This is a genomic window from Haloferax marinum, from assembly GCF_009674625.1.
Lineage (GTDB): Archaea > Halobacteriota > Halobacteria > Halobacteriales > Haloferacaceae > Haloferax > Haloferax marinum.
In genome coordinates, this window is sequence record NZ_WKJQ01000001.1 from 1 (window position 1) to 23,777 (window position 23,777).

Consider the following 23,777-nt stretch of genomic DNA (forward strand, 5'->3'; position numbering starts at 1 on the left):
ATGACCGACCTGCCCGGCGGGTGGACGCTCTGGAACGACGAGCCGCAGGGACGACGAATCCTCGCGTACCGTCCCGACGTGTTCAACGAGTCGTCGTTCCCTGCGGAGTGTATGCCGACCATCTTCGTCTGGAACGGGTCGCGGGCCAAGCGCCCCGGTGCCTCGCAGATTCGCACCGAAACGTGGCACGCGGTCCTCTACATGGAACCCGAGATAGAGGCGTACGTCGAAGCGTTCGACTCGCGCGAGGCGGCCGTCGAGGGAGCGACCGAAATCGCCCGTCGCTTTGCAGCAGGCGAAATCGAGTATCGGAGCGCCTACCAGATTCCCCGCGAGGAGTACTTCGAGAAGCTCGACGAGTTGACCGGGCGGGAGCCTTAACCCCCCCGCGACTGAACGGAGTGGCATGACCTCCGTCACACTCATCGGGGCCCGCCTCACCGACCCGGGCACCGAATTCGTCTATCGCGGTGAATCGAGCGCCTGTGAGGGCTGTCCCTACCGACGACAGTGTCTCAACCTCACAGAGGGAGTTCGGTATCGCGTCATCGGCGTCCGCGAGAACACACAGGTTCTCGACTGTGCCGTCCACGAAGAAGGCGTCCGTGCCGTCGAAGTCGAAACCGCGGCCGTGCGAGCGAACGTCCCGTCGAAGGGAGCATACGCCGGGAGCAAAGCGAGTCTCCAAGGGTCGTGTCCCCACACGGAGTGTCCGAGCCATCAGTACTGCGTCCCCGAAGGTGCCGACTTCGACCAGGAGTACCGCATCAGCGAAGTCATCGGCGACCCGCCGCACGAACACTGTTATCTCGACCGGAACTTGACGCTCGTCGAATTCGAAGCGGCCGACGAGTAGACCGACCATTTTCACGCCACTACCATCTCGGATTCCATGACGACAGCAGTGTACTTCGACCTCGATTTGACGCTCCTCCAGTACACCGACGACTTCGAGACGATATTCGAGCGGTCGGTCCCGGACGCACCCGACGGTGCCTACGAGCGATACGTCGAGGTACTGTTCGAGACGTTCGACGACCTCTCGTCGACGCCGTATCGTGAGGCGTTCTCGGCCATCGTCTCCGAGTTCGGCGTCGATTCCGACCCGAATACACTAGCGACGCGGCACCACGAACGTGAACTCGAGGCCACGACCGTTCCCGAATCGACACGGCGTGCACTGGAAACCGTCGCTGCTCGGCGACCCACTGGAATTCTCACGAACGGAGCGCTAGCGATGCAACAGGCGAAACTGTCACGGCACGATATCGGCGACTGTGTCGATGCAGTCGTCGTGTCGAACGACCCCGACGTCGCCGCTCGAAAGCCCTCGACTGAAATCTTCGACGTCGCCGAAGCGGCACTCCCCGCCGACGAGTACATCTACGTCGGTGACACGTACGACGAAGACATCGTGGGGGCACGCCGTGCTGGGTGGGACGCGATTCACGTCGGTGACGACGGTCCAGCGGGCGACGCTGCGCGGGTCGAGTCGGTCGAAGACGCCGTCGCTCGAATCCTCGGGTGAGCGGCGAAAAGAGGATGGAGTGGGCTACGGAAGCGTGCCGACTTTCTCGCCGGCGTATCCGAAGATATCGCTGTACCCGTACGCGGAGAGTAAGATGGGATAGAAGTCGTTCTCTGCTTCGAACGCCTCGTCGTCGGCGCGGGCGAACAGTTCGCCCGCCTCGACGGGTTTGAAGTTGGACGCGAGAACCTCGTACTGCGTCGCGTCCGGTTTCGGGAGTCGTTCGAGCAGTTTGAACACGTCGAGGCTGTTCTCCTCGGGCGCGGCGAGTTTCAGTCGGTCGTCTTCCGTCTGTGACTCGACGGTACTGCCACCGTTGCCAGCGCTACCGGCGATGACTGGCGCAGGCAACACGTTCGTCGCCGTGAGGAACGCTCGGATGAGCCAGTAGGCGTTTTCGGCCGCCTCGTCCGACTTCTGGAGGCCCGCTTCGACTTCGATGGTGTGAGCGTGCTCGATGAGTCGGCCTTCGGCGAAGTTGTTGGTCTCGACGGCGACGTCGACCGGGAGACGGGGGAGAATAGACCGAGCGATCGCGTCGACGGTGTCGACGATGGCGAACGGTTCGGCGTACGACTGTGTCGAGTGGATAGAGAAGGCGGTCGTGCCGCGAACCTCACGTCCCAAGTCGTGAGCGAGTCGCCGTTCGTGGTTGTCGGCGTGTGGGTCGCCAGGGAACGCACGGTTGAGGTCTTCGTCGAGATATCGGACGTCCTCTTCGAGTGCTCTCTCGTTGGCGATGATGAGTTTCACCGGGCGTTCGACGTCTGGGTCTTCCGCAACGAACCGTTCGATGGCGCGTGCACCACACGGTTCGTCACCGTGAATCGACCCGACGACCGACACTTCCGGGGTGCCGTCACCGAGTTCGTAGATTCGCATTGCCCGTTCCTAGAACTAGAAGGTAAAGGCCTTTTAGATTTGGTCGACTGTCGTCTCGCTAAGACATTCTCGTCGAAATGAGTCGTCGTCTACCGGTCTTCAGTGGTCGAGTTGCGCGGCGTACTCGTAGTCGACAGGGTACGCCGTCGCCTGCTGGCCGTCGAGTGTGATGTGCCACCCGTGGAGTACCGACGGGTCGTCGAGCGCCGCCCGGAGCGTCGCTCGAACGTCGTCGACGTTCACGCCGTAGAAGTCGCTCGGGGTGCCGCGGAGATACTGTAAGGCGGTTTCGAACAGCGAACGCATGCCGACGTCGTTCTCGAAGTCGAAGTGTTTGTACGCGCCTGCTGCGACCTGTACCATCCCGTGGAGGAAGGCGCTCTCTGTGGTTCCCGCGCCGTAGTTGTACCACTCGTCTTCGAAGCAGTCGTGACTCTCGTGAAAGTCGCTCGCGTTGAAGAGGCGGACACCGTGTTCGACTGCCCGTCGAAGCGTCGCGTGCTCCCACATCCGGGTGTCCGCGTTCCACCCCGAGGGGTTCCCGAGTGGCGGGGCAACACTCGGGTCACGGGTGTGTTCGTCCATGGACGAAGTCAGGTCACCAATCCCAGTAATTCCATCGGTGGGAGGATGTGTGCGCGGCGGGTTTTAGATGGTTGCAGACCCACGTTCGAGTATGAGTGAGTCCGTGACTGAGTGCGCGTACTGTGGCTGTGACGTCCACCGACACGACCCGGTGTTCGTCGAGGAAGTAGACGGGGGAGAACGCGTTTCGGCAGGTGCATTCTGCAACTACGCCTGTCTGTCGTCGTACATCGACGCCGAAGGCCTCACTATCGGAGCGACGTGCGAGGTCCCGTCCGAGTGACCGCCTGCTGAGTGTCCACAGTCGCCCGCCGCGATGCACGCCATATTTAGGGACAGTCAGGAGAGTGTACGGCGATGGCACTCGCATCAGCGCTCGTGGCGGGCGGCATCGTCGGCATCCGGCACGCGCTGGAAGTCGACCACCTCACCGCCGTGACCACGATGGTCGAAGACGACGGACAACCGAGTTTCGTCGGTGCTTCGTGGGGAATCGGCCACTCGCTTCCAATCGTCGTGGTCGGCCTCCTGTTCGTCGCACTCGGAGTGCGATTACCGGCGTCGGTGACCCACTTCTTCGAACTCACCGTCGGTGCGGTGTTGGTCGTCCTCGGCGTGCGGATGCTCTTTCGCGCCGCGGGCGTGTCGGTGCCGACGCTCCGCGACCACGACCACGACGAGCGACGGCACAACCACCTCTCGTTCGGTGACGTCGCCCTGGGGACGAAGCACACGCACGTCCACGACGAGTCGTTCGCAGTCGGCGTCCTCCACGGATTCGCCGGAAGCGGGGGGCTCGTCGTCGTGATGGTCTCTGCGGCACCGGGGATGGGGCAAGCCATCGCGTTCCTCGCGGCGTTTTGCCTCCTGACAGTCGCGACGATGGCGACGGTCTCGGTGTTGTGGCAGCGCTCGATGGCAATCGGCGGAACCAGACTCCTCCGGGCCACAGCAGGAGTCGTCGGTATCGCCGCAGGGGGACTGCTCGTCGTCGAGCAACTCGGCGCGTTGGGCTGACGAGAATCGAGTTACCTGGTGTCAATTGCCACGGTTCGAGGTCCCCAAAATCGGGTAGTTAGGATGTTCCTACCGGCCGAATCGACGCCTCAACCCTCAGTATTTTCAGAGATTCTTAGTTGTAAAACTTTCTTGGTTTACAGATTATCTGCCAAAAATGACATTCTTCTAATCGATACATAACGAAGTATCAACGCGTTGACGAGCAACTACTGACCACCGCACCTGACTACCTGGGCAACTCGGGTCACGGGTTGCACGAGGGGCGTGGTGTCAGTGGAATTCACTATGACGGAAAAACCAACCCCGGAAACGGACGACCGACTGAAGATCGACCGACGCACGATGCTCAAAGGCGGCGCAGCAGGCCTCGGCCTCCTCGCGCTCGGCGGCATGGGCGCTGGCTCGGCAGTCGCAAGCAACGGTGCAGACAAGATCTACGTGGGCGGGTCTGTGTTCGAAGAGCACTCGCTCGACACGAAAACCGACGGGAAGACTTCAAGTGGCCCGTTCACGCTCCTCTCTGGCTCGATCAAGACGTCGACCCCAACCGACCTCATCCTAATGGTGCAGGTCGAAAGCGCCCTCTGGACGAACATCAAGACGACTGGCAAGGACACAGAATCACAGGCGAAGGCAGGGCTGACCTGCTGGATAGAAATCGACGGCACGCCCGTTCCGGTGTCCGACGATTACATGGTCGACTCACCGTACAATCCGGTCTACGGTGACAGACAGGCGGCCAGCGAAGTCGTGTTCAACAAACGCGACTTCAAAGTCGAACAGAACTTCCTCGGTGCACTCGAAGAACTGACTGAAGAGGATGTCGAGTACTATCTCTCGCTCTTCATGGAAACCCGGAGTTCACACGGATTCAACTGGGTGGCTCTGAACATCGATTCGGAGTACTTCCCGGCCAACGATGGCAAATTCCACGATATCGAACTCAAAGGCCGCCTCGACGTCTACCGCGACGACAACAACGCGTACGCGAAGGCAGTCGTCGGCCCGCGAACCATGATTGGGTTCCCCGCCAAACTCGCCAACGACGCGTCCATCTAATCGCCAACCAGCACTCGACACGAGAGTGGCGAACGACCACCCCGTCCTGACATACGACGGTCGGTCCCCCTTGCCCCCGAGTCTGGCGATATGCGGCATTCACTTTTGAGCGACAACTTATCTAACGACGCTGAGCGAACAGCTCGTCCTCCTAGCAACACGAAACTGGATAGTATCGCCTCCGTAGTTTCCACCGATTCGCGTTCGAAAACGGCTTTCGTACAACATTTATAATAGCAAAGACTGAAAATCAAATACGACTCGCTCAGAGTCGAAACCGCACTGTCGCGGTCACGCGCGAGGGTAGCTAAGTCAGGAAAAAGCGGCGGACTCAAGATCCGCTCTCGTAGGAGTCCGTGGGTTCAAATCCCTCCCCTCGCACTTGTGCCGACGAATGAAATGAGGAGTGCCAAGTGCGGACGAGGGATTTGAACGTCGAGACGAGCGTCTATGAGTCTCGGAAGTTCAAATCCCACCCCTCGCACTTCTCTCGAACACCAACCTCCGAGAGACCTCCGGGTCTCTCGGTCTGGTGAGAGTGGATGCGTCCAGGGGGATTTGAATCAGGGAGAAACTCGGTTCGACCGAGGTTCACGCGAACGAAGTGAGCGTGAGCACGTGAGACAACCGTCTCACGAAGTTCAAATCTCTCCCCTCGCCTCCCCGCACTCACTCTACGGAGCCGTCGAGCCCTCGCCCAGCACCCACGCTACTGCATACATCTCAGAAGTATTACCACCGTGTAGAAGCGCTCGGTCTGCTGAATGTGGGTATTAGTGGCACACCGAGACACCGCCCGGCAGTGGGGGTTCGTCATTCGTCACCAACAGACCGGGTTTCTCGTGAAAACCGACTCACTGCGCACCCCTGGCGACCACAGGTAGACACACAGATTCACACGAGACCAAGACGACGAAGACCAGTTGAGAGGTCTAACTTTCGTTCAGACCGAACATTCAGGAGTTTATCAGAAACATTCATTATGTTATCGCGCATACTATAGTGTTGCCGGAAGCGCAAGGACGCACCGGATGACCAAACCGAATCCATTGGATGGCGGGATAACCGTCAACGATGGTATGCATCGCAAGATGCAGAGGAATGGGATCGACACGAACACCGAGTCTTTCGTAAAAGGAAGACGAGGTCAAAGTGCCGAAGAGGAACCGAAACGACCCCGATAACCACTCTGCGAGTGAGTGGCAGGAAAGCCAAGTACCGGACCACGAGGAATCGGAGTTCGGGAAGTCGGTGGAAACCGAAAAAGGCTGTGAGGGTTGTGGAAAACGTCTTCCGTCCGGGTTCTAATTGCGGATTCTGGCGTTTTACGTTATCTGACTCCCGAGCGACGGGTCCGTTTTTCAGTCGTCGTCAGACGGCTCGAGCAGTTCTGCAAGTAAGCGAAGGTACTCTGAAGCGACGACTGGTTCGTCCGCCGCGGTCCGTTCGGCGGCGTCGATACCGTGTTGGAGTCGCTCGAAAACGGGACCCGGTGGCACTTTGTGTTCGACGGTCCGAGACGCGCTGGCGAGACGTTCCAGTGCAGTCTCCGTATCACCACGCCGGACGGCGTCCCGTGCGTCGTCGAACGCTGCGGTGAGCGAATCACGGACGCTCACCGGGAGGTCACTTGTATCGTTCACCACGTATCGGTAGACGATTCAGCCAGATAAACAAACGGGCCGGCGTCACGGGGGCGGCGGTCACTGGACTCCGGCGGTCACTGGACTACTGTCGGCCACGGGGCCGGCACGCAGGCCGCCGACACGCTGGAATCGTCGACAGTCGATGGTTATACCACACTGCCGAGTACTGTCACGGGTATGAACGAAATCGATGCCCGTGCAGACCGTGCCCAGCGCGCGGCACGTGATGGCGGTGCAGTCGCACGGCGTGCGTTCCGAACGGGCGTCCCCGTCGAGACGAAAGATGGAAAGACGGACGTCGTCACCGAGGCCGACCGGGAGGCACAGCGCCGCGTCGTCGAGCGTATCCGTGGCGCGTTTCCGGGCGACGCAATCGTCGGTGAGGAAGAAGACGAACTGAAAGACGTTCCAGACGAGGGGCCATCGTGGATTATCGACCCAATCGACGGGACGAACAACTTCGTGCGCGAGACTCCGGTCTGGGCGACTGCCGTCGCCGCCGTTCTCGACGGTGAACCCGTCGCCGCCGCGAACTTCCTCCCCGCGTTCGAAGACTTGTACGCCGCCGACGACGAGTCTGCGTACCGAAACGGCGAACAGATAACCGTGAGCCAACGCGACGACCCCGAGACGTGTACCGTCTGTCCGACGTTCTGGTGGGATTACGACGCCCGCGACGAGTACGCCGCCGCGACCCGCGCTATCGTCACCCGGTTCGGTGACCTGCGACGGTACGGAAGCATGCAAGTCGCGCTCTCGTTCCTCGCGGATGGTGCTCTCGACGGCGTCGTCACCAACAAACGAGCGAATCCGTGGGACTCCGTCGCGGGTGTCCACCTCGTGCGTATGGCTGGTGGGACAGTCACCGACCTCGACGGCAACGAGTGGAGGCACGACGCAGCGGGACTCGTCGCGTCGAACGGTCACGTCCACGACGCAGTCCTCGAATCTGCCCGCGAAATAGCAGACTCGTGACTATTCGTACACGTTCGGTCGTATCCGCAAATTCGAAGTGAATCCCTCCAGTACTGGAGGTATGGAACTCGACGCCACGGACCGGGCTATTCTTCGTCTCCTGATGGAGGACGCGCGAACGCCGTTCAGTGAGATTGCTCGCCAAATCGATATGTCGAGTGCGACCGTCCACGACCGAGTTGGACGGATGGAAGAGGCAGGTGTCATCCAGGGATATCACGCTCACGTCGACCCGCGGAAGGTCGGTCTGGGGACGTCTGCACTCGTCGGTTTCCGCGTCAAACAGGGGCGCGAGAAAGAAGCACTCCAACAGCTCCGCGAGATCGAAGGCGTCCAAGAGATCAATCTCACGACCGGTGAGTGGGACGTGATGCTTCGGGTCTACGCCGAAGACACCGACGCGCTCCGCGAACTGATGTTCGACCACATCGCAGAACTCGAGGGCTTTTCTCGCTCGCAGACGATGGTCATCCTCGGAACCGAGTACGACGACCCCGTCTTACCAATCGACGAACCCGACGACGAACCCTGACCGCGCGACCGACCGTGCCCGACTGTCTCGAGGCACCATCTCGAGGCACCATCGACCTGGGCGAGGAAATGCGTCGAGACTGCGAGAGACCGGAACCCTAAACAGTCCCGCCGTCGGGGTTTCGGCTATGTCAACGGTAGCAGAGCAAACTGGTCTCGACCCTGAGCGTCTGTGGGGCGCTGGCGTCGTGGCTATTCTCGTCGCACTCGTCGGCGGGTCGCTCGCGTTCCCTCGCGTCGTCTACGACGGCTTCATCTGGAAATACTTCTGGGGGCCGGTTCAAGCCGACGCGAACTCGGCCGTCTGTGCAACTCGAGCGACCGGCGTCACGGAGTACCTCGGTAGCTCGTCGGCGTGCGCTGCAGCGGCCCAACCGGTCGCGTATCCCGGCTACACACTCGTCTCCGAGGTCGGATACATGGTCACGCTCGTCATCGCACTCACGGGCGTCGTCTTCTTGCTCCGTCGCCTCGAAATCGGTGAACGACCACGGTTCTTCTACTCACTCATCCCGTTCATGTTCTTCGGCGGTGCGTTCCGCGTCGTCGAAGACGCGAACGACACGCCCGGAACCGTGGACGCGCTCATCTCCTACCCAATCAACACGCTGGTCATCAGCCCGGTCATCTACGTGACCGTCTTCGCGATTACGCTCGTCGCCGTCGTCGGAAGCGTCTTCGCTGAACGCGCGGGTATCGTCGACGACTACGTGAAACCGCTGTTCGGTGCCGGCACTGCCGTCCTCGCAGTGACACTCGCGTACCTCCTGTTCATCGGTATCACGGGCACGAACGGCGCGACCTTCTACCCGCAGGTGCTCGTCGTCATCCTCCTCGGCGCGACGGTCGTCGCCGCCGTGACGTGGGTCCTTCTCGAACGCTACGCGCCCGAAGTCAACGCCGGGACCGGACTCATCGGACTCGTCATCATCTGGGGTCACGCCGTCGACGGCGTCGCAAACGTCATCGGACTCGACTGGATGACTGCGCTCGGTGCTGGAAACAACCTCGTTCCGAAACACCCCGTGAACAAAGCCGTCGTCGACTTCACCGCTTCGACGCTCCCGGAATCCATCCTCGCCATCACTGGCGACGCGTGGCCGTTCTTACTCGTCAAACTCGTCGCGGCGACGGCCGTCGTCTGGGTGTTCGACGAACAGATATTCGAGGACAGTCCGCGCTACGCCATCTTGCTCCTCATCGCCGTCCTCGCCGTCGGTCTGGGGCCAGGGACGCGTGACATGCTTCGCGCGACGTTCGGGGTCTGAGGCTCGACTATCCAGACGCTCGCTGTTTTTCGACCCGACGAAGGTTCATATACGAAACCGCGGCCAGCAAGCCTATGCGCTAACGCTCAGCGCGCGACGACTCGCGGGTGTCCGACACACCGTCGCGCGACTCGAATCGTGTCGGCTGTCAGCCTTTCTCCTTACGGGAACGGGTGGAACTCCCGGTCTAACCGAGGTTCGAAGCCGAGTTCGCGCGGGACGGACTCGGCGCGGTCGGCGAAGAACGGGTCACCGATGAACAGTGGTTGGGCGTCCGGAATCAGCACGCGCACTGCCTCGAAGCCCAGGCGTTCGACGTCTCTCGGCGTGGTTCGGGCGACGTAGGCGTCGAGACCGGCGTCAGCGACGCGTTCGACGACGGCATCGAGTTCGTCTGTCCCGTCGGGGAGCTCGTCCGGTCCAACCGAGTCGGCAGGGAGGGTCGCGTCGGGTGTGACGAACTCCTCGGCGGCGTCTGGAAAGTCGGCGTACGTCGCGATTGCACCGCCCTGTTGTGCTGCCTGCTTTGGACCCATCGCACGGAGTTCGGTCCAGTTCTGGAGTGCCTCGGCGAGTGCCGACCGAGCGGCACTGGTTGCGTCGAGGTTGGCACCAGACCCCATCGCGAACTTCGGCCACTCACCGTCGCGGTGGACGGCGACGGCGACGACAGGCACGTCCACGTCCTGTGTCACCAACAGCGCCGTCACGTCGAGGTCTTCCGACCGTGCCCGTGCGGCCAGCGTCTCGAATCCCTCGTCGCTCACGTCGAGGCCGAGTGGGTCGAACGACGAGTACCACGCGAGCATCGTCGCGTCGCGCTCGATGGTCTCGTAGAGGCCAGAGAGAATCGCTTCGGTTCCGGAGTTTCCGAGGCCGAGCCCCGTCGTAATCGACGGCTTGTGTCGGTCGTTCGGCGGGGGGTAGTGGACGAACTCCGCGGGGAGCGAAACCGTCTGTTCGGTCGCGAGATGTTCGCCTTCGACCCACTGAATCGGTTCGTTCGGGTCGGGAGCACGATAAGAATCTGGACGGACGAACCGACTCGGTGGAACAGCCCCTGGTCGAGAAGCCGCAGGTCCGACGGCGAACTCACTCGACCGGTAGACACCCGCCGAGTAGCGTTCGAGGGCTTCTCCGAGTGCTTTCATGTACGCGTCGTCCCACCCTGCGGCCGCGCCACCGGCGAGTTCTGCCGCGCGGGTATCCGAGTACACTGTGGTGTCTGCGGTCTGCGCCATGTAGTACGGAAGCGGGAACGACTCCCGCTCGCCGACCTGTGTGACGATTCCGAGGCGGTCGTCGACGGCCATCTCCGCGCGCGAGAGTGCGTCGTCTAACTCGACTGCACGAAAGTCTCGGCGGACGGTTCGGTCGCAGTCTGTCGGCGATGGCGCTGGCAGAAACGAGCGCTCTCGGCCGGGAACTTCGACGACGGTGCCTGCGATGTCGTCGCCAGAGAGGAGCGAGACGCCGCGTCGGCCGGCGATGGCACCAGCGAGTCGAACCGCCGCCCGGTCGCCCGATGGTCGGCCACTCGATTCAGTCGTCGACGCGACGCGAGCGCGAAGGTCGTCGAATCCACCACTCGTCCGGTCGAACGCCGAGACGGCGGCGTCGAGGTCTGAGACGACGTGTCCGCCGACGCCGCCGATTTCGACCGCGATCCACCGCTCGGATGCGGCGTCTGCCGCGTCGAACGCGTCGTTCCCAACCGGTGCGACGACGAATCCGAGGTCGAACTCGTCGAACGATTCAGGGGACGTCTCGGAGACTGTGGCGTCGATGTCGGAACAGGCCGCGCGAATCGACTCGGCGGCGGGCCCGCTCCCGACGAGTCCGATGTTCATGGGAGCGACGAAGAACGGCGGAGAGAAAAAGCGAGGGGTCTCGCGGTTGTGTCGCCTCCGAGTGGATTACGCTTCGAGGAAGTCCAGTGCGACGTCAGCGAGTTCGTCGATGTCGGCGTCGGCGAGTGTGTCGTCTCCGAGTTTCAGACGGAGGCGTGGACGGCCAACGTCGATGGGAACCTTCTCGGTGTCGATGAGGCCGAGTTCTTCGAGTTTCGTCTTCGTCCGGGAGAACGTCGCCTTGCTCGCGATGCCGACGTCTTCGCCCCACTTGGAGATGTCGTAGAGAAGCACTTCGTTGCGTGCGGCGACGAGGAGCGAGATGGTCACTTCGTCGAGGCCGTCGCCGTCACCGCGGGCAGACGAGAGTGACGAGAGAACGGCGTCGAAGTCGTCGAGCGTCTCTTCACCGATGTCTTCTCCGAGCGTCTCGCGGACGCGGGAGAGCGGTGGCGTGCGGAGTTTGAACTCGGGTGCGTCTTCCCAGTGAGACCGGTGTGCCTCGAGTGCCGTGTGGACGAACTCTTCGTCGTCGGTGACGAGACCAGCGACCTTTCCGCCTGCGCCGACGAGGGCGACGACGGTGTTCGGCGTGACGAACAACGTGTTCTCGACTTCGTCGTGGGCGGTCCGCATCGAGAGCACGTCTTCGGCGACGAGGTTCGCTGCGTTGGAGGCGACGATGAAGTCGTCCATGACGTTTTTCAAGACACTCTCTTCGGCGACGAGACGAATCTTGGGGATGTCTGTGCCGAGGGAAGTCGAGACGGTCACGAGTCCTTCGATGACGTCGGCAGTCGGGTTGGCGACTAAAACTTCGTCCGCTGTCGAGGTGAGGACGGATTCGATGATATCCTCGACCCCCTCAGCGAGCAAATTAGAACGAATAGCCATGGTTTGAATATCGCCACAAATCTATTTAATATTAACGCAAATTCACTCTCAGTATGTATGCGGTATCGTATTGTAACAACTATTTCGCAGGCGAATTGAGCGTCTCGTCTCAGAAATTTTACTTCTGAACGGTGTAGGAAAATTAACCCTGCTATCGGGTGCGATTCCGTGGACGACTCTGCCGGGTCCACGCAGGTGTCTCCTATCGAGTACGATGACGAGACAGGTCAGTATTCGACGAGCTCTACGCGTTCGTGTATTTGTCACCTCGTGTCACGGTCGACATGTGCAAATCGGTGCAACACAACACCGGCAGGTGCGGCCAAATGGGACACATTTATGCCCTAATTGGGCAGGTACTACACATGGACTACAGCCACGTCCGCGACGTCGACCCTGCTGTGGCAGACGCCCTCGAAGGAGAGGTCGAACGCCAGCGCGACACCCTCGCGATGATCGCATCCGAGAACCACGTCAGCGAAGCGGTCCTCGAGGCACAGGGGAGTGCCCTGACGAACAAGTACGCCGAAGGATACCCCGGCAAGCGCTACTACGCTGGCTGTGAGTTTGCCGACGAGGTCGAGAATCTCGCCATCGACCGCGCCAAAGAACTCTGGGGTGCAGAACACGTCAACGTGCAACCGCACTCCGGGACGCAGGCGAACATGGGGGTCTACCTCGCGATGCTCGAACCGGGCGACAAGATTCTCTCGCTCGACTTGACCCACGGCGGCCACCTGAGTCACGGCCACCCCGCGAACTTCACGGGGAAACTCTACGACGTCGAACAGTACGAAGTCGACGCCGAGACGGGATACATCGACTACGAGCAACTCGCGGAGAAAGCCGAGGAGTTCGAACCGGACATCATCGTCTCCGGGTACTCCGCGTACCCGCGCGCCGTCGAGTGGGAGACGATTCAGGACGTCGCCGACTCGGTCGACGCGCTCCACCTCGCAGACATCGCCCACATCACGGGTCTCGTCGCTGCGGGTGTCCACCCCTCGCCCGTCGGCATCGCCGACTTCGTCACGGGGTCGACGCACAAGACCATCCGCGCCGGCCGCGGTGGTATCATCATGTGCAAAGAGGAGTACGCCTCGAAGATAGACAGCGCCGTCTTCCCCGGTGGGCAGGGCGGCCCGCTCATGCACAACGTCGCCGGCAAGGCCGTCGGCTTCAAGGAAGCGCTCCAACCCGAGTTCGAAGAGTACGCCCAGCAAGTCGTCGACAACGCGAAAGTCCTCGCCGAGACGTTCGAAGACCACGGTCTCAGCGTCGTCTCCGGCGGCACCGACACCCACCTCGTCCTCGTGGACCTGCGTGACTCCCACCCGGACCTCACCGGCGGCGACGCCGAAGAGGCACTCGAAGCGACGGGCATCGTCCTCAACGCGAACACCGTTCCCGGCGAGACGCGCTCGGCGTTCAACCCGAGTGGCATCCGCGCCGGCACGCCCGCACTCACGACCCGTGGCTTCGGCGAAGACGAGATGCGCGAAGTCGGCGAACTCATCGTGAAGGTCGTAAACGCTCCCGAAGACGACGACGTACTCGCTGAAGTCTCCGAGCGCGTGCAGGAACTCTGCGACGCCCACCCGCTGTACGAGTAACGTCGCTCGTCGTTTCGTTCTCCGTTTTTCTCTCGTCTCCAGTGAGTCGTGTGTCGCCCCCGACACACCGACCCGCCTTTTTGTCGATTCCAGTCGTATCTGGACTATCCCGATGCGAAGACGCACCCTCCTCAGTTCGTTCACGGTGGCGCTCGCCGCAGTGGCCGGTTGTACGTCTCCAGGTGGGACCGAAGATATGACCGACGACGAGACGACAGCAGCGACCCAGACGCCCGACGAGCCCTCAGACGACCCGGCTACTACTTCAGAGACGACCGAACCCAACGGTGGCACCACCACGGACGACACCGGCGGCGGCACGGACGACACCGGCGGCGGTTCCGACGAACTCGACCTGCGCGAGGCGAACGTGATGGGCGTCTCGCTCGAGCAGTCGGGCAGCGACTACCGATTCTCGGTGACGCTCCTCCACGACGACGACGGAGAGGATGGCTACGCCAACTGGTGGGTCGTCGAATCACTCGACGGAACCGAACTCGGCAGGCGAGAACTCTTGCACGCCCACGGGACACAGGAGTTCACTCGCTCGGAGACCATCGCGATTCCGGAGGAGACGACGTGCGTGGTCGTCCGCGGTCACGACCAGACCCACGGCTACGGTGGCCAGGCGATGCTCGTGAACCTCGAAACTGGGACGATGCGGACGGAACGACAGGGGTCGGAACCCAAGTCGTTCGCCGACGCGACGTGTTGAGTCGCCATCGACCGGACGAGTTGTAGAACATCTTCGCAGAGTAACACTATTACCTGCCGGACCCAACGTTCGCCAGACTATGGCACCGATTCGTCGCCTCGTTCTCGACGTGTTGAAACCGCACGCACCGTCGAAGGTGGAGTTAGCCCGTGAAGTGGCGTCTGTATCCGGTGTCAGCGGGGCGAACGCCTTGCTTCTCGAGACAGACCGCGACGTGGAGAACGTCAGACTCGTCGTCGAGGGCGACGACATCGACGTCGAGGCAGTCGAACACCGAATCGTCGACCTCAGCGGGACAGTCCACTCCATCGACGAAGTCGTCGCCGGCGAACAGATGGTCGATTCACGAGATATCCCGCAGGACTGGTTGCCACCGTGACGCCGCAGCGACTCGTTTCCGTACTCGGACAAGAGCAGGTTCGTGCCATCTCTCGTCGCTACTTCGTCTCCAACGGATTCGACGGTGCACTGACCTGCATCGGTGTCGTCATCGGCGCGTTTCTCACTGGCGTCACCGACGGCCAGATAGTGGTGAAAATCGGCCTCGGCGCGGCCATCGGCCTCACCACGTCGGGCGTCTGGAGCGTCTGGGAGATAGAACGCGCCGAGAAGTTGGCCGAACTCGACCGCATCGAAGACGCGATGTTGACCGACCTGAGCGGCACCGCGGTCGAACGCGACAAAGTCATCGCCCGCGGAATCAACGCCGTCGCCAGCGGACTCGGACCACTCGTCAGCATCGTCGTTCCACTCCTTCCGTTTCTCGCCGTCGGGTCGCTGTTTACCATGCTGACGGCGACGGCCACCTCCGTCGCACTCGGGACCGGGATTCTGTTCACCTTCGGGTCGTACATGGGGTCGATTTCGGGGCAGCGATGGTACGTCGCAGGGGTTCGAATGGCACTCGCGGGCGTCGCGGTGGCCGCCGTGAACCTGTTGTTCGGCGGGTGAGTCACGGGGAAAATAGGCACGAATGTGGATATTTACTCTGTTTTGAAACGTAGAATAGGCACGATTCCGAATCTTTGAAATGGTCGGGCCTCACACCCACAGGCAATGACGACCATCATCGACGGGAACGCCGTCGCAGAGGAGATCCGGTCCGGGCTGACCGACGCCATCGACGCCCTCGACGACGCCGGCGTGAAACCGGGACTCGCGACGGTGCTGATGAGCGACGACCCTGCGAGTGAGACGTACGTCGCGATGAAACAGCGCGACTGCGAAGAAGTCGGTATCGAGGCGTTCGACCACCACCTCGACTCGGACACTCCTGCGGACGAACTCTACTCGCTCGTCGACGACCTGAACGAGGACGACGACGTGCACGGCATCCTCGTGCAGATGCCCGTCCCCGACCACGTCGACGACCGGACGGTCCTCCGCCGCATCGACCCCGCGAAAGACGTCGACGGCTTCCACCCCGAGAACGTGGGCCGCCTCGTTGCGGGCGACGCGCGCTTCAAACCCTGCACACCCCACGGAATCCAGAAACTTCTCGCTTCGGTCGACGTCGAGACCGAGGGGGCAGACGTGGTCGTCGTCGGCCGGTCGGACATCGTCGGCAAGCCGATGGCGAACCTGCTCATCCAGAAAGCAGCAGGTGGCAACGCCACGGTGACCGTCTGTCACTCCCGCACGAAGGACCTCGCCGCGAAGACACGACAGGCCGACATCGTCATCGCCGCCGTCGGCGTCCCCGAACTCGTCACGGGTGACATGCTCTCGGAGGACACCGTCGTCATCGACGTGGGCGTCAACCGTGTGGACGCGGACAACGAGAAAGGGTACGAACTCGTCGGTGACGTGGAGTTCGACTCCGCCAAGGAGAAGGCGAGCGCAATCACGCCCGTCCCCGGTGGCGTCGGCCCGATGACGCGCGCGATGCTCCTCTGGAACACCGTCAAAGCGGCCGCAGAAGCCGAAGACGTCGATATCGACCTCCCCTGAGTCGGATGGAGAGACAGATGGGGGCACCGCCGGGTATCGATGGCGAGTGGACGATAGACGACGACGGTGTCGTCCAGCGTCGCAACCGCCGTGACCTCGACGCCGACACGTTCGACCGCCTCGCCACACGAATCCGTGACGGCCTCGACTGGGGCGTCGCCGGGTTCTGTGACCGAGATGGGTCGATTCTCCTCGTCCGGCAGGACGGCAAGTGGGTCCTCCCCGGCGGGGGCGTCGAATCGGGCGAGTCGAAGACAGACGCACTGGTTCGAGAGATTCGGGAGGAGACCGGTCTGGAGGCGACTATCGAGACGCTTCGAGTCGTCACAGAACAGACGTTCACGCACGGCGACGACGCCGTGACGTTCCACTTCGCAATCTACGACGTCGCCGTCGACGGCGAACTCACCGACGACCCCGGACTCGAAGACGAGGCGATAGCCGACGTCTCGTGGTTCGAGACACCTCCCGAAGACACGCTCGACCGACCGCTAGTCGCGTTTTTACGGTCCCGCTGACGCAGGCGTTCTCCTCCGGCACATCTTCTCCTCCGGCACATCTTCTCCTCCGGCACATCTTCTCCTCCGGCACATCTTCTCCTCCGGCACATCTTCTCCTCCGGCACATCTTCTCCTCCGGCACATCTTCTCCTCCGGCACATCTTCTCCTCCGGCACATCTTCTCCTCCGGCACGTCTTCTCCTCCGCTTCGTTCTCGTATCCTATCGTCGATTGGTACTCTCGTATCCTGTCTCTGGTCGGTGCGACTGCTACTCGTGTGTCGCGATGAGCAGTCTCTCGTCTTCACGGCGGACACAGAACCGGACGTCGGCGTCGATATCGAAACTGTGTGCCGAACGCTCGGAGACGAGCAGTTGCGAGAACGCCTCACCACAGGCAGGGCAATCGACACCGTCGCGGTTCTCGACGAGCATGGTGTCGCCGTCGTCGCGGAGCAGTTTCACACGGTGGCGGACCTCGTGGACGTCGAATCCTGTGGGCATCGTCTGCGAAGAGTCGTCTGGGGGCAAAAGCGTTCGGTGAACAGCGGGAGCGTGAGCCGATTCACGCCACTCTTGGCGTCGCTCGCGGTGGTTAGAGGAGCGCCGAGAGTTGGTCGCGTGCCGACGCGAGGGCGTCCAGGTCGTCCTCCGTGAGGTAGGTGTGGATACCGCGAGCGACGTCGACGAGCGTCTCGGACTCCGAAATGGAGATGTCTCCTTCGAGCGCCTCGACGCGTTTGAGGTGGTTCGAGAGCGTTCCGAGTGTGGTTCGTGCTTCTGGGTCGGGGTGCTCGTCGAGCCACGTCGTCAGGTCGTGATGGTATGCTTCGATGGCGTTGGCGTAGGCGAGCCCACGGGCGTCGGCCAGTGAGTTCGGAACAGAAGTCGGGTCTGGACGAGTGCCTTCGTCGGCCCCGCGAAGCAGGTCGATGACGAACAGTTGCTCGTCGTCGGTCGGCCGGTTCGACCGTGCGACGACGTCGACGGCGTGGAGGAGTTCGTGGGCGGCCAGCGAGGCGTCGTCGAGCGGGAGGAGTTCGCCGCCGTGGATGTAACCGACTTTTCGTACGTACTCTCTGAGGTCGGATTTCAGCGCCGGTGCGGCGTCACGGATGGTCCCGTCACCCACTGCGCTCCGGTGTTTCGAAAGGTCCAGCGTCGCCTGTGCGGCGGTGTGGTGTTTTCTGTCTCCGACGCCGACGCTCCGCATACTCCCACAGTTCGGACACGACACGCTCCCAGTCTCGTAGTAGGACCACCGCCGACCGCAGTCCTTGCACTCTCGGTCGCCGCGTATCTCCATATCGCGCTGTTCGTTCCGCCGGCGCAAAAACACGACGACACTCGGCCGAAGCGGGCCGGGAGTGGCATCGGTTCACGAGAACACAATAGTTAGAAAATTAACATGAATGGCGAGGCTACATACGGCAGGGGGACCAGAGGCGACACATGCGCAGCGAAGCGGAAGTCCGAGAGCAGTACGAATTTCTGAAGGAAGAACTGGAGTCCGAGGATATGCGACACGAGGGCGTTCGGAAACTTCTCACGCATTATCGGCGAGCGCTCGGGTGGGTTCTCGAAGAAGAGCACATGTGACGTCGGGAGAGACGCGGGGGACGGGACTGTTCGTACCCGGTTTGTATGAGGTACGCATCGGTCACGTCGATATCGTTACCGTGTACGTATCGTTCGTATCGATATCGTCACCGTGTACGTATCGTTCTGTTGTCAATGATTGTCACGCGTCGTTATCTTTAAGTAAAACCGAACGGAAGCGGTAAGTGACGCTTCGCTTTGGAGGGCCGAAGCGTCAGCGGGGACCAATTCAGGGCGGCATGCCGTGCCGGGTTTTTCCGGCACGGCTTGCTTTCCTTCTACACGAAACCTACTGACCAAGAGCTCCTACGCTTCTCAGAGCCCCTGCGTCTATTCAGTCTCGACGACGCTCGACCAGCGTTCGACGAGTTCCATCACAGACCCCAAATCGTGATACGTCGTGGCATAGTTTGACAAGAGCCATCCACTCACGAACATATCCAGAAGTCGAAACTGAAATTCCAAATAATTGGTAAACGGTGATACACAATTCGAAGACTCATTTTCGGAGTCTAGAGGCCGTAGTTGTACTGAATCTTCGATTGATGCCGATATATTTATTTGAATTAGACAAGAACATACGGTTCGAAATTACCGATGTACGACCTGACAGGATTCCAGCGAGACCTTCTGTACGTCATCGCGGGACTCGAAGAACCCCACGGCCTCGCTATCAAAGAAGAACTCGAAGCGTATTACGAAAAGGAGATTCACCACGGCCGTCTCTACCCGAACCTCGACACGCTGGTCGAGAAGGGACTCGTAGACAAAGGACAGCGTGACCGACGAACCAACTACTACACGCTCACGCGTCGTGGTCGCCGTGAAATCAAAGCACGAGACGAGTGGGAAGCAGAGTACATAACTGAAGACTTCGAAGCCTGACGTCGTTCGACGGTCGTTCAGCCGTCGAGACCGGCATCTGACGGCGGCCGGGAGTCCCGACTCGCCCGTTCTTCACCGCGGTCAGCCAACTCGTCGGTAATATCGAAGTCGTTCTCGCGGTCTTCTTCTCCCGACCGATTTTCGTCTTCTGACGAGTCGTCGGCGTCTCGGTCCAGTTCCATCGAGGGTCCACCGACGAGATAAGCCGGGTCGACCATGTACGGCCGGATCGGTTTGCCGGCCAGCAACTCTGGAAGGACGAGTCGTGCGAAGTTCACGAGCAACACGAGAATCATCGGCATGAGGAAGATACCGTACCAACCGAAGAGGAGCGGACCGAACGTATAGGCAATCATCACGGCACCGACGTGGAGACTCCGTCCGGAGACGTACGGTCTGAGCACGAGGTCCGGAATCGTGTCGACGACGACGAACGAAACGGCCGCAAAGAGAACGACGAACCACAGTCCGGGTGGGTTCGCAACGAACGCCTGACCGGCCATATACAGCGTGACGGGGACGTAGACGAGTTTCATCCCGACGACGGGGATGAGACTCGCGATGCCGGCGAGCAGTCCGACGAGTGCCGGTGCAGGAATGTTCACACCCGGTGGTGCGGCGACGTTCAGAAGCGAGTACGCGATGACGCCGATAGTCCCCGTGAGAACTGCGTTGAGGATGTTTCCGAAGAAGATGTTGTTGAAGTCTCGGTCGACGGCGCGGAGATACGCTTCCAAGATTCCTTCGTCGTCCGCGAACACCGACCGGCCCCACCGACCGAGTTTGTGTCCATCACGGAGCAGATAGAACGCGAAGGCGATCATGATGAACAGGTGGACTGCACCGATTCCGAGGAAGGCAACGGTGTCGGCGGCGACGGTGAGGGAATCGAACACCGACGAGGCGGCACTCGGCGTGAGGAGTGACTGAAAGTCGTACGCCAACAGCGCCTGTGGACTCGCGATACTCTCGACGATTTCGGGGTCGATACCGTAGGCGGCGAGGCTAATCTGAGCGTCGTCGGCAGAGAGTTGGTTGGCGTATTTGACGAACTCACGGAGCGCGATGGTTGCGGAGTACGCCATGAGTCCCAACACGGGAAGGGCGAGTGCGAACATCGCCACCGTCGCCGCGAGACTTGGTGGCCGAACTCGCCGTCGGATGCGGCGGTAAATCGGGCGCGTCGCGTAGTAGATGAACAGGCCGAAGACGAACGTGCCGATAAACGAGTAGACGATGTAGATGAACGCACCCGCGAGGGCCGCGGCCACGGACCACCACATTACGCGAGAACGTTCTATGTCACGAAGCGCCATAGAGTATGTCCGACAGGGAAAGGCCAAAAGCCTATCGTGGACCCGACAGGTTCCGTCACACGGCCCTCAGCGACGCCGATGACTGCCGAACTGGGCGTGTCGAAACCGGAAGACGTCGGGGTGCTGTCGCCGATTTTGCCCCATTAATAACGAATATCTTAACATACGGGTCTCCGTAGCGGCCCGCATGGACCGAGAGACGGTGGTCCCCCACGTCGATTCGATGCCCGGCGAACGGGCGAAAGAGTGGGCCTCGTACCACCAGGAACACGCCGCACCGAGTACATACGTCTACGACTTCGTCTGGGACATCACCGAAGACGCAGAAGGCCCCTTCTGTACCGACGTAGATGGCAACGTCCTCCTCGACTTCACGAGCCACGTCGCTGCTGCGCCCCTCGGTTACAACAACCCAAAGCTACTCGACCGGATGGCGGAGTTCGACCTGGTCGACCCGACCAAAATAGCTGGACAGGACTTCTACGTCAGCGACGGGTCGTCGCCCGGCGAAGAGGAGTTGCCCGGTCCCGCCGCTCTCATGGACAAACTGGCGGACCTCACGAGTCACTACGGGATGGACACGGTGTTCCTCTCGAACTCCGGTGCCGAGGCCGTCGAGAACGCCATCAAAATCGCCTACGACAACTCCGGTGGCGCCAAATACGGCATCACGTTCGAGGGCGCGTTCCACGGCCGAACGCTCGGCGCGCTCTCGCTCAACCGGTCGAAATCTGTCTACCGCCGCAACTTCCCCGAAATCTCCGGTGTCTTCGACGTGCCGTTCTGTGACGACCGGTCGTGTACGGCCGAAACCTGTTCGTGTGGTTTCTTCCCCGACCCCGAGTCGGCCGTCTCGAAACTCCGACAGAAACTCCACCCCAAGAAGGGCAACGTCGACGCCTCCGAAGTCTCCTACGTCATCGTCGAACCGATTCAGGGCGAAGGCGGCTATCGCTTCCCGTCGGACGCCTTCGCCGACGAACTCGCGTCAGTCGTCGAGGACTACGACCTGACGCTCATCGCCGACGAGATTCAGACTGGCGTGGGTCGAACCGGTGAGATGTGGGGCGCAGACCACTACCCGATGGAACCAGACATCATCACCGGCGCGAAGGGACTCCGCGTCGGCGCGACCATCTCGAACTCGGACATCTTCCCCGAAGAGAAGAGTCGCCTCTCCTCGACGTGGGGTGCCGGCGACATCCTCTCCTCCATGCAGGGTGTGTTCACCCTCGAAGCAATCGAAGAGTACGACCTGATGGACAACGCCGTCGCCCGTGGGCGTCAGTTCAAAGAGACGATGCGGGACGCTGCACCCGATGCGGTCGTGGACGTCCGCGGCAAGGGCCTCCTCCTCGGTGTCGAGTTCGACACCCACGAGCGCCGCAACGCCGTGCTCGAAGCGGCGCTCAAACGCGGTCTCCTCACCCTCGCGTGCGGATACAAGGTCCTCCGTATCCTCCCGCCGCTCGACGTGACCGAACGCGAAATCGACATCGGTGCAGAGATGCTCCTCGACGCAATCGAGGACGTGTCGTAAGCCGGCAGACTCGTCTTTAGCCGCTCGTTTCGACGCGAAGCAGTGGGTCGACCACGTCGCCGAGATTACGCATCATTTCCCCGCCGACGAGGTAGTACACGGACGACTCGACGCGGTCTTGCCACGCGGGCCTCCCGTGGTCGAACCTCCCCGTGAGTCCCACGTCGCCACCGCGGATAATGCTCGCCGCCTCACTCGCGACGACGCCTGCAAAGTTCGAATCGTACTCGCTTCGCGTCGCCCGAAAGTCGCGCATCGCCCGTCGCTTGGCCCGAAACGTTTGCCCGGAGTCGTAGTCGGTGTCGTCGGGGTCCACGTCGAGTTCAGAGAGGGCGACGTCGTGGGCCTGTCGCGCGAGGAGTGCGTTTGCAGTCTTCACGACGCGAAGCACAGTCAGGTCTCGGCGGAAGTCCTCACCGTAGGACCGGAAGTCGTTGTCGAAACACAGCGTGTACAACTCCCAGCGGGCAGCCCCGTAGGGCGACGACTGGTCGAGTTCGAGTTCGTCTTCGAATGTCGCCCGCATCTCGTCGCGCCTCGGATACCGGTCGAGTTCGGCGAGGAGGCCGAGCACCGCGTCGTCCAGTCGCTCTCGACGTGGTTGTGGGTCGTCTCCGAGGCCCGAACGATACTGCTCGCGGTAGTGGCGTGCGTTCTCGAGTCGCTGTTCCGCTTTCAACTGTGACCCCCACGTGCTCGCGAGTCCGTGCGGTGAGTAGTCCTCGACCGAGTCGGGGTCGCCGCCGGTGTACGTCCCACTCCAGTTCGAACTGACGCGGGCAAATGACAGTTCACGTTCGATAGCGTAGAGATACCCGAGGTCGCGGCCGGGGTCGGTGACGCGGTACTCGGAGATGGAGTCGGCGACGTCGTCGGTCGCCTCTCGCAGTTCACGGCCGCGTTCGAGACGGGCGTTCGGGTTCGCTTCGCCGAGCACAATCTTCGCGTAGCCGACGGTCTCGCCGGCGTACAGGAGTCCGGAGGTCGCCGAACGGAGTCGGTCGCGGGCGCTTCGTTCGTCTCTGGCGGATTCGAGGTGACCACCCGCTGGCGACCCGCGAAGGTGAAAGCGCATATCCTCGTCGACCGAATCGAGGTCGACTCGCGAACGCAACTCCTTCGCCCGTTCGACCGTCTCCTCGAGTCGTTGTACCGCCTCGTCGGCGTGTTCGTCGCTCACGGGTGGCCGCCAGACGTAGTTACTCGACGGGTCTGGATACATCGTCGTCAGCGTGTCAGTCACCGAGTCGGGGAGCCATTCGGGGGCGAACCAACCGACTCCGGCGAGGACACTTCCGCCACCGAGGAGGCCGAGGAGTTGGCGACGTGAGAGTAAAGCCCGATGGTCGTCGTCTGGGGAGGTGGGAGGACGTTGCTCGTCGGGGGTCATACGGCGAATCTCGAAACAAACTCGTGTAAATG

At 61.6% G+C, this 23,777-nt stretch carries 27 protein-coding genes and 1 tRNA gene; 19 read left to right on the forward strand and 9 right to left on the reverse strand.

The genetic code is table 11. The annotated features are described in order from the left end of the window. The 3 genes from GJR99_RS00005 to GJR99_RS00015 form a co-directional block, all read left to right on the forward strand. A partial coding sequence (locus GJR99_RS00005) for a DUF5820 family protein (protein ID WP_151108641.1) occupies positions 1-381 on the forward strand: 381 nt, incomplete at its 5' end. Positions 382-406: 25 nt separating this feature from the next. Further along, positions 407-856, forward strand: a complete 450-nt coding sequence (locus GJR99_RS00010; RefSeq protein WP_151108642.1) for a UPF0179 family protein — start codon at positions 407-409, stop codon at positions 854-856. A 36-nt stretch (positions 857-892) separates the two neighbouring features. Next, a complete protein-coding gene (locus GJR99_RS00015) occupies positions 893-1,528 on the forward strand; it encodes an HAD family hydrolase (protein WP_151108643.1) in 636 nt (211 codons plus the stop codon). A gap of 24 nt (positions 1,529-1,552) precedes the next feature. Here GJR99_RS00015 and GJR99_RS00020 read toward each other — a convergent pair whose 3' ends face one another. After that, entirely contained in the window at positions 1,553-2,410 is an 858-nt protein-coding gene (locus GJR99_RS00020) for a M14 family metallopeptidase (RefSeq protein WP_151108644.1), read from the reverse strand. A 99-nt stretch (positions 2,411-2,509) separates the two neighbouring features. Further along, on the reverse strand, positions 2,510-2,995 hold the full coding sequence (locus GJR99_RS00025) for a DUF309 domain-containing protein (RefSeq protein ID WP_151108645.1): 486 nt from the start codon (positions 2,993-2,995) through the stop codon (positions 2,510-2,512). A gap of 91 nt (positions 2,996-3,086) precedes the next feature. Between GJR99_RS00025 and GJR99_RS00030 the strand changes: the two genes are divergently transcribed. From GJR99_RS00030 to GJR99_RS00045, 4 genes are all read left to right on the forward strand, one after another. Further along, positions 3,087-3,278 (forward strand): hypothetical protein, encoded by a 192-nt coding sequence (locus GJR99_RS00030; RefSeq protein ID WP_151108646.1) that lies wholly within the window; start codon positions 3,087-3,089, stop codon positions 3,276-3,278. A 74-nt stretch (positions 3,279-3,352) separates the two neighbouring features. Further along, positions 3,353-4,012 (forward strand): high-affinity nickel-transporter protein, encoded by a 660-nt coding sequence (locus GJR99_RS00035; protein WP_151108647.1) that lies wholly within the window; start codon positions 3,353-3,355, stop codon positions 4,010-4,012. Positions 4,013-4,300: 288 nt separating this feature from the next. After that, complete coding sequence (locus tag GJR99_RS00040; protein ID WP_151108648.1) at positions 4,301-5,074, forward strand: hypothetical protein; 774 nt, start codon at positions 4,301-4,303, stop codon at positions 5,072-5,074. A 297-nt stretch (positions 5,075-5,371) separates the two neighbouring features. After that, a tRNA-Leu gene (locus GJR99_RS00045) sits at positions 5,372-5,455 on the forward strand. 980 nt (positions 5,456-6,435) lie between these two features. On the opposite strand, the gene GJR99_RS00050 is transcribed toward GJR99_RS00045, so the two are convergent. Further along, positions 6,436-6,717, reverse strand: coding sequence for a hypothetical protein (locus GJR99_RS00050; RefSeq protein ID WP_151108649.1), 282 nt, complete (start codon positions 6,715-6,717; stop codon positions 6,436-6,438). Positions 6,718-6,897: 180 nt separating this feature from the next. On the opposite strand from GJR99_RS00050, the gene GJR99_RS00055 reads away from it, so the two are divergent. The 3 genes from GJR99_RS00055 to GJR99_RS00065 all read left to right on the forward strand — a co-directional run bounded on the left by GJR99_RS00055 (position 6,898) and on the right by GJR99_RS00065 (position 9,494). Further along, positions 6,898-7,695: an inositol monophosphatase family protein gene (locus GJR99_RS00055; RefSeq protein ID WP_151108650.1), complete on the forward strand. Its 798-nt coding sequence runs from the start codon at positions 6,898-6,900 to the stop codon at positions 7,693-7,695. Between the two features lie 61 nt (positions 7,696-7,756). Then, the gene (locus GJR99_RS00060; RefSeq protein ID WP_151108651.1) at positions 7,757-8,227 is read left to right on the forward strand and encodes an Lrp/AsnC family transcriptional regulator; all 471 of its coding nucleotides are present in this window, start codon (positions 7,757-7,759) and stop codon (positions 8,225-8,227) included. A gap of 127 nt (positions 8,228-8,354) precedes the next feature. Then, positions 8,355-9,494 carry a DUF63 family protein gene (locus GJR99_RS00065; protein ID WP_151108652.1) on the forward strand — a complete coding sequence of 380 codons (1,140 nt, stop codon included), beginning with the start codon at positions 8,355-8,357 and terminating at the stop codon, positions 9,492-9,494. A gap of 161 nt (positions 9,495-9,655) precedes the next feature. On the opposite strand, the gene GJR99_RS00070 is transcribed toward GJR99_RS00065, so the two are convergent. Further along, positions 9,656-11,344 (reverse strand): YcaO-like family protein, encoded by a 1,689-nt coding sequence (locus GJR99_RS00070; protein ID WP_151108653.1) that lies wholly within the window; start codon positions 11,342-11,344, stop codon positions 9,656-9,658. Between the two features lie 66 nt (positions 11,345-11,410). Further along, positions 11,411-12,238 carry a transcriptional regulator TbsP gene (gene tbsP, locus GJR99_RS00075; protein WP_151108654.1) on the reverse strand — a complete coding sequence of 276 codons (828 nt, stop codon included), beginning with the start codon at positions 12,236-12,238 and terminating at the stop codon, positions 11,411-11,413. A 365-nt stretch (positions 12,239-12,603) separates the two neighbouring features. Between tbsP and glyA the strand changes: the two genes are divergently transcribed. The 6 genes from glyA to GJR99_RS00105 all read left to right on the forward strand — a co-directional run bounded on the left by glyA (position 12,604) and on the right by GJR99_RS00105 (position 17,034). Further along, complete coding sequence (gene glyA / locus GJR99_RS00080; protein ID WP_151108655.1) at positions 12,604-13,851, forward strand: serine hydroxymethyltransferase; 1,248 nt, start codon at positions 12,604-12,606, stop codon at positions 13,849-13,851. Between the two features lie 112 nt (positions 13,852-13,963). Next, positions 13,964-14,566 (forward strand): hypothetical protein, encoded by a 603-nt coding sequence (locus GJR99_RS00085; protein ID WP_151108656.1) that lies wholly within the window; start codon positions 13,964-13,966, stop codon positions 14,564-14,566. Between the two features lie 79 nt (positions 14,567-14,645). Then, the gene (locus tag GJR99_RS00090) at positions 14,646-14,945 is read left to right on the forward strand and encodes a DUF211 domain-containing protein (protein ID WP_151108657.1); all 300 of its coding nucleotides are present in this window, start codon (positions 14,646-14,648) and stop codon (positions 14,943-14,945) included. Continuing rightward, positions 14,942-15,517 (forward strand): VIT1/CCC1 transporter family protein, encoded by a 576-nt coding sequence (locus GJR99_RS00095; RefSeq protein ID WP_151108658.1) that lies wholly within the window; start codon positions 14,942-14,944, stop codon positions 15,515-15,517. The genes GJR99_RS00090 and GJR99_RS00095 overlap by 4 nt, the downstream gene beginning before the upstream one ends. Before the next feature lie 105 nt (positions 15,518-15,622). Then, the gene (folD, locus tag GJR99_RS00100) at positions 15,623-16,516 is read left to right on the forward strand and encodes a bifunctional methylenetetrahydrofolate dehydrogenase/methenyltetrahydrofolate cyclohydrolase FolD (protein ID WP_151108659.1); all 894 of its coding nucleotides are present in this window, start codon (positions 15,623-15,625) and stop codon (positions 16,514-16,516) included. Between the two features lie 5 nt (positions 16,517-16,521). After that, positions 16,522-17,034, forward strand: a complete 513-nt coding sequence (locus tag GJR99_RS00105) for an NUDIX domain-containing protein (RefSeq protein WP_151108660.1) — start codon at positions 16,522-16,524, stop codon at positions 17,032-17,034. Between the two features lie 251 nt (positions 17,035-17,285). Here GJR99_RS00105 and GJR99_RS00110 read toward each other — a convergent pair whose 3' ends face one another. Together GJR99_RS00110 and GJR99_RS00115 are read right to left on the reverse strand one after the other, a co-directional pair. Beyond that, positions 17,286-17,519 carry a DUF7385 family protein gene (locus GJR99_RS00110; RefSeq protein ID WP_151108661.1) on the reverse strand — a complete coding sequence of 78 codons (234 nt, stop codon included), beginning with the start codon at positions 17,517-17,519 and terminating at the stop codon, positions 17,286-17,288. Positions 17,520-17,610: 91 nt separating this feature from the next. Beyond that, on the reverse strand, positions 17,611-18,321 hold the full coding sequence (locus GJR99_RS00115; protein WP_151108662.1) for a DUF7117 family protein: 711 nt from the start codon (positions 18,319-18,321) through the stop codon (positions 17,611-17,613). Between the two features lie 146 nt (positions 18,322-18,467). Here GJR99_RS00115 and GJR99_RS17315 point away from each other — a divergent pair, with 146 nt between their 5' ends. Further along, the gene (locus GJR99_RS17315; protein ID WP_191967042.1) at positions 18,468-18,614 is read left to right on the forward strand and encodes a hypothetical protein; all 147 of its coding nucleotides are present in this window, start codon (positions 18,468-18,470) and stop codon (positions 18,612-18,614) included. A 597-nt stretch (positions 18,615-19,211) separates the two neighbouring features. Next, a complete protein-coding gene (locus GJR99_RS00120; protein WP_151108663.1) occupies positions 19,212-19,499 on the forward strand; it encodes a PadR family transcriptional regulator in 288 nt (95 codons plus the stop codon). 17 nt (positions 19,500-19,516) lie between these two features. Here GJR99_RS00120 and GJR99_RS00125 read toward each other — a convergent pair whose 3' ends face one another. Next, the gene (locus GJR99_RS00125; protein ID WP_151113769.1) at positions 19,517-20,782 is read right to left on the reverse strand and encodes an AI-2E family transporter; all 1,266 of its coding nucleotides are present in this window, start codon (positions 20,780-20,782) and stop codon (positions 19,517-19,519) included. 220 nt (positions 20,783-21,002) lie between these two features. On the opposite strand from GJR99_RS00125, the gene GJR99_RS00130 reads away from it, so the two are divergent. Then, positions 21,003-22,355 (forward strand): class-III pyridoxal-phosphate-dependent aminotransferase, encoded by a 1,353-nt coding sequence (locus GJR99_RS00130; protein WP_151108664.1) that lies wholly within the window; start codon positions 21,003-21,005, stop codon positions 22,353-22,355. A 16-nt stretch (positions 22,356-22,371) separates the two neighbouring features. On the opposite strand, the gene GJR99_RS00135 is transcribed toward GJR99_RS00130, so the two are convergent. After that, the gene (locus GJR99_RS00135) at positions 22,372-23,745 is read right to left on the reverse strand and encodes a transcriptional initiation protein Tat (RefSeq protein WP_151108665.1); all 1,374 of its coding nucleotides are present in this window, start codon (positions 23,743-23,745) and stop codon (positions 22,372-22,374) included. Between the last annotated feature and the right edge of the window lie 32 nt (positions 23,746-23,777).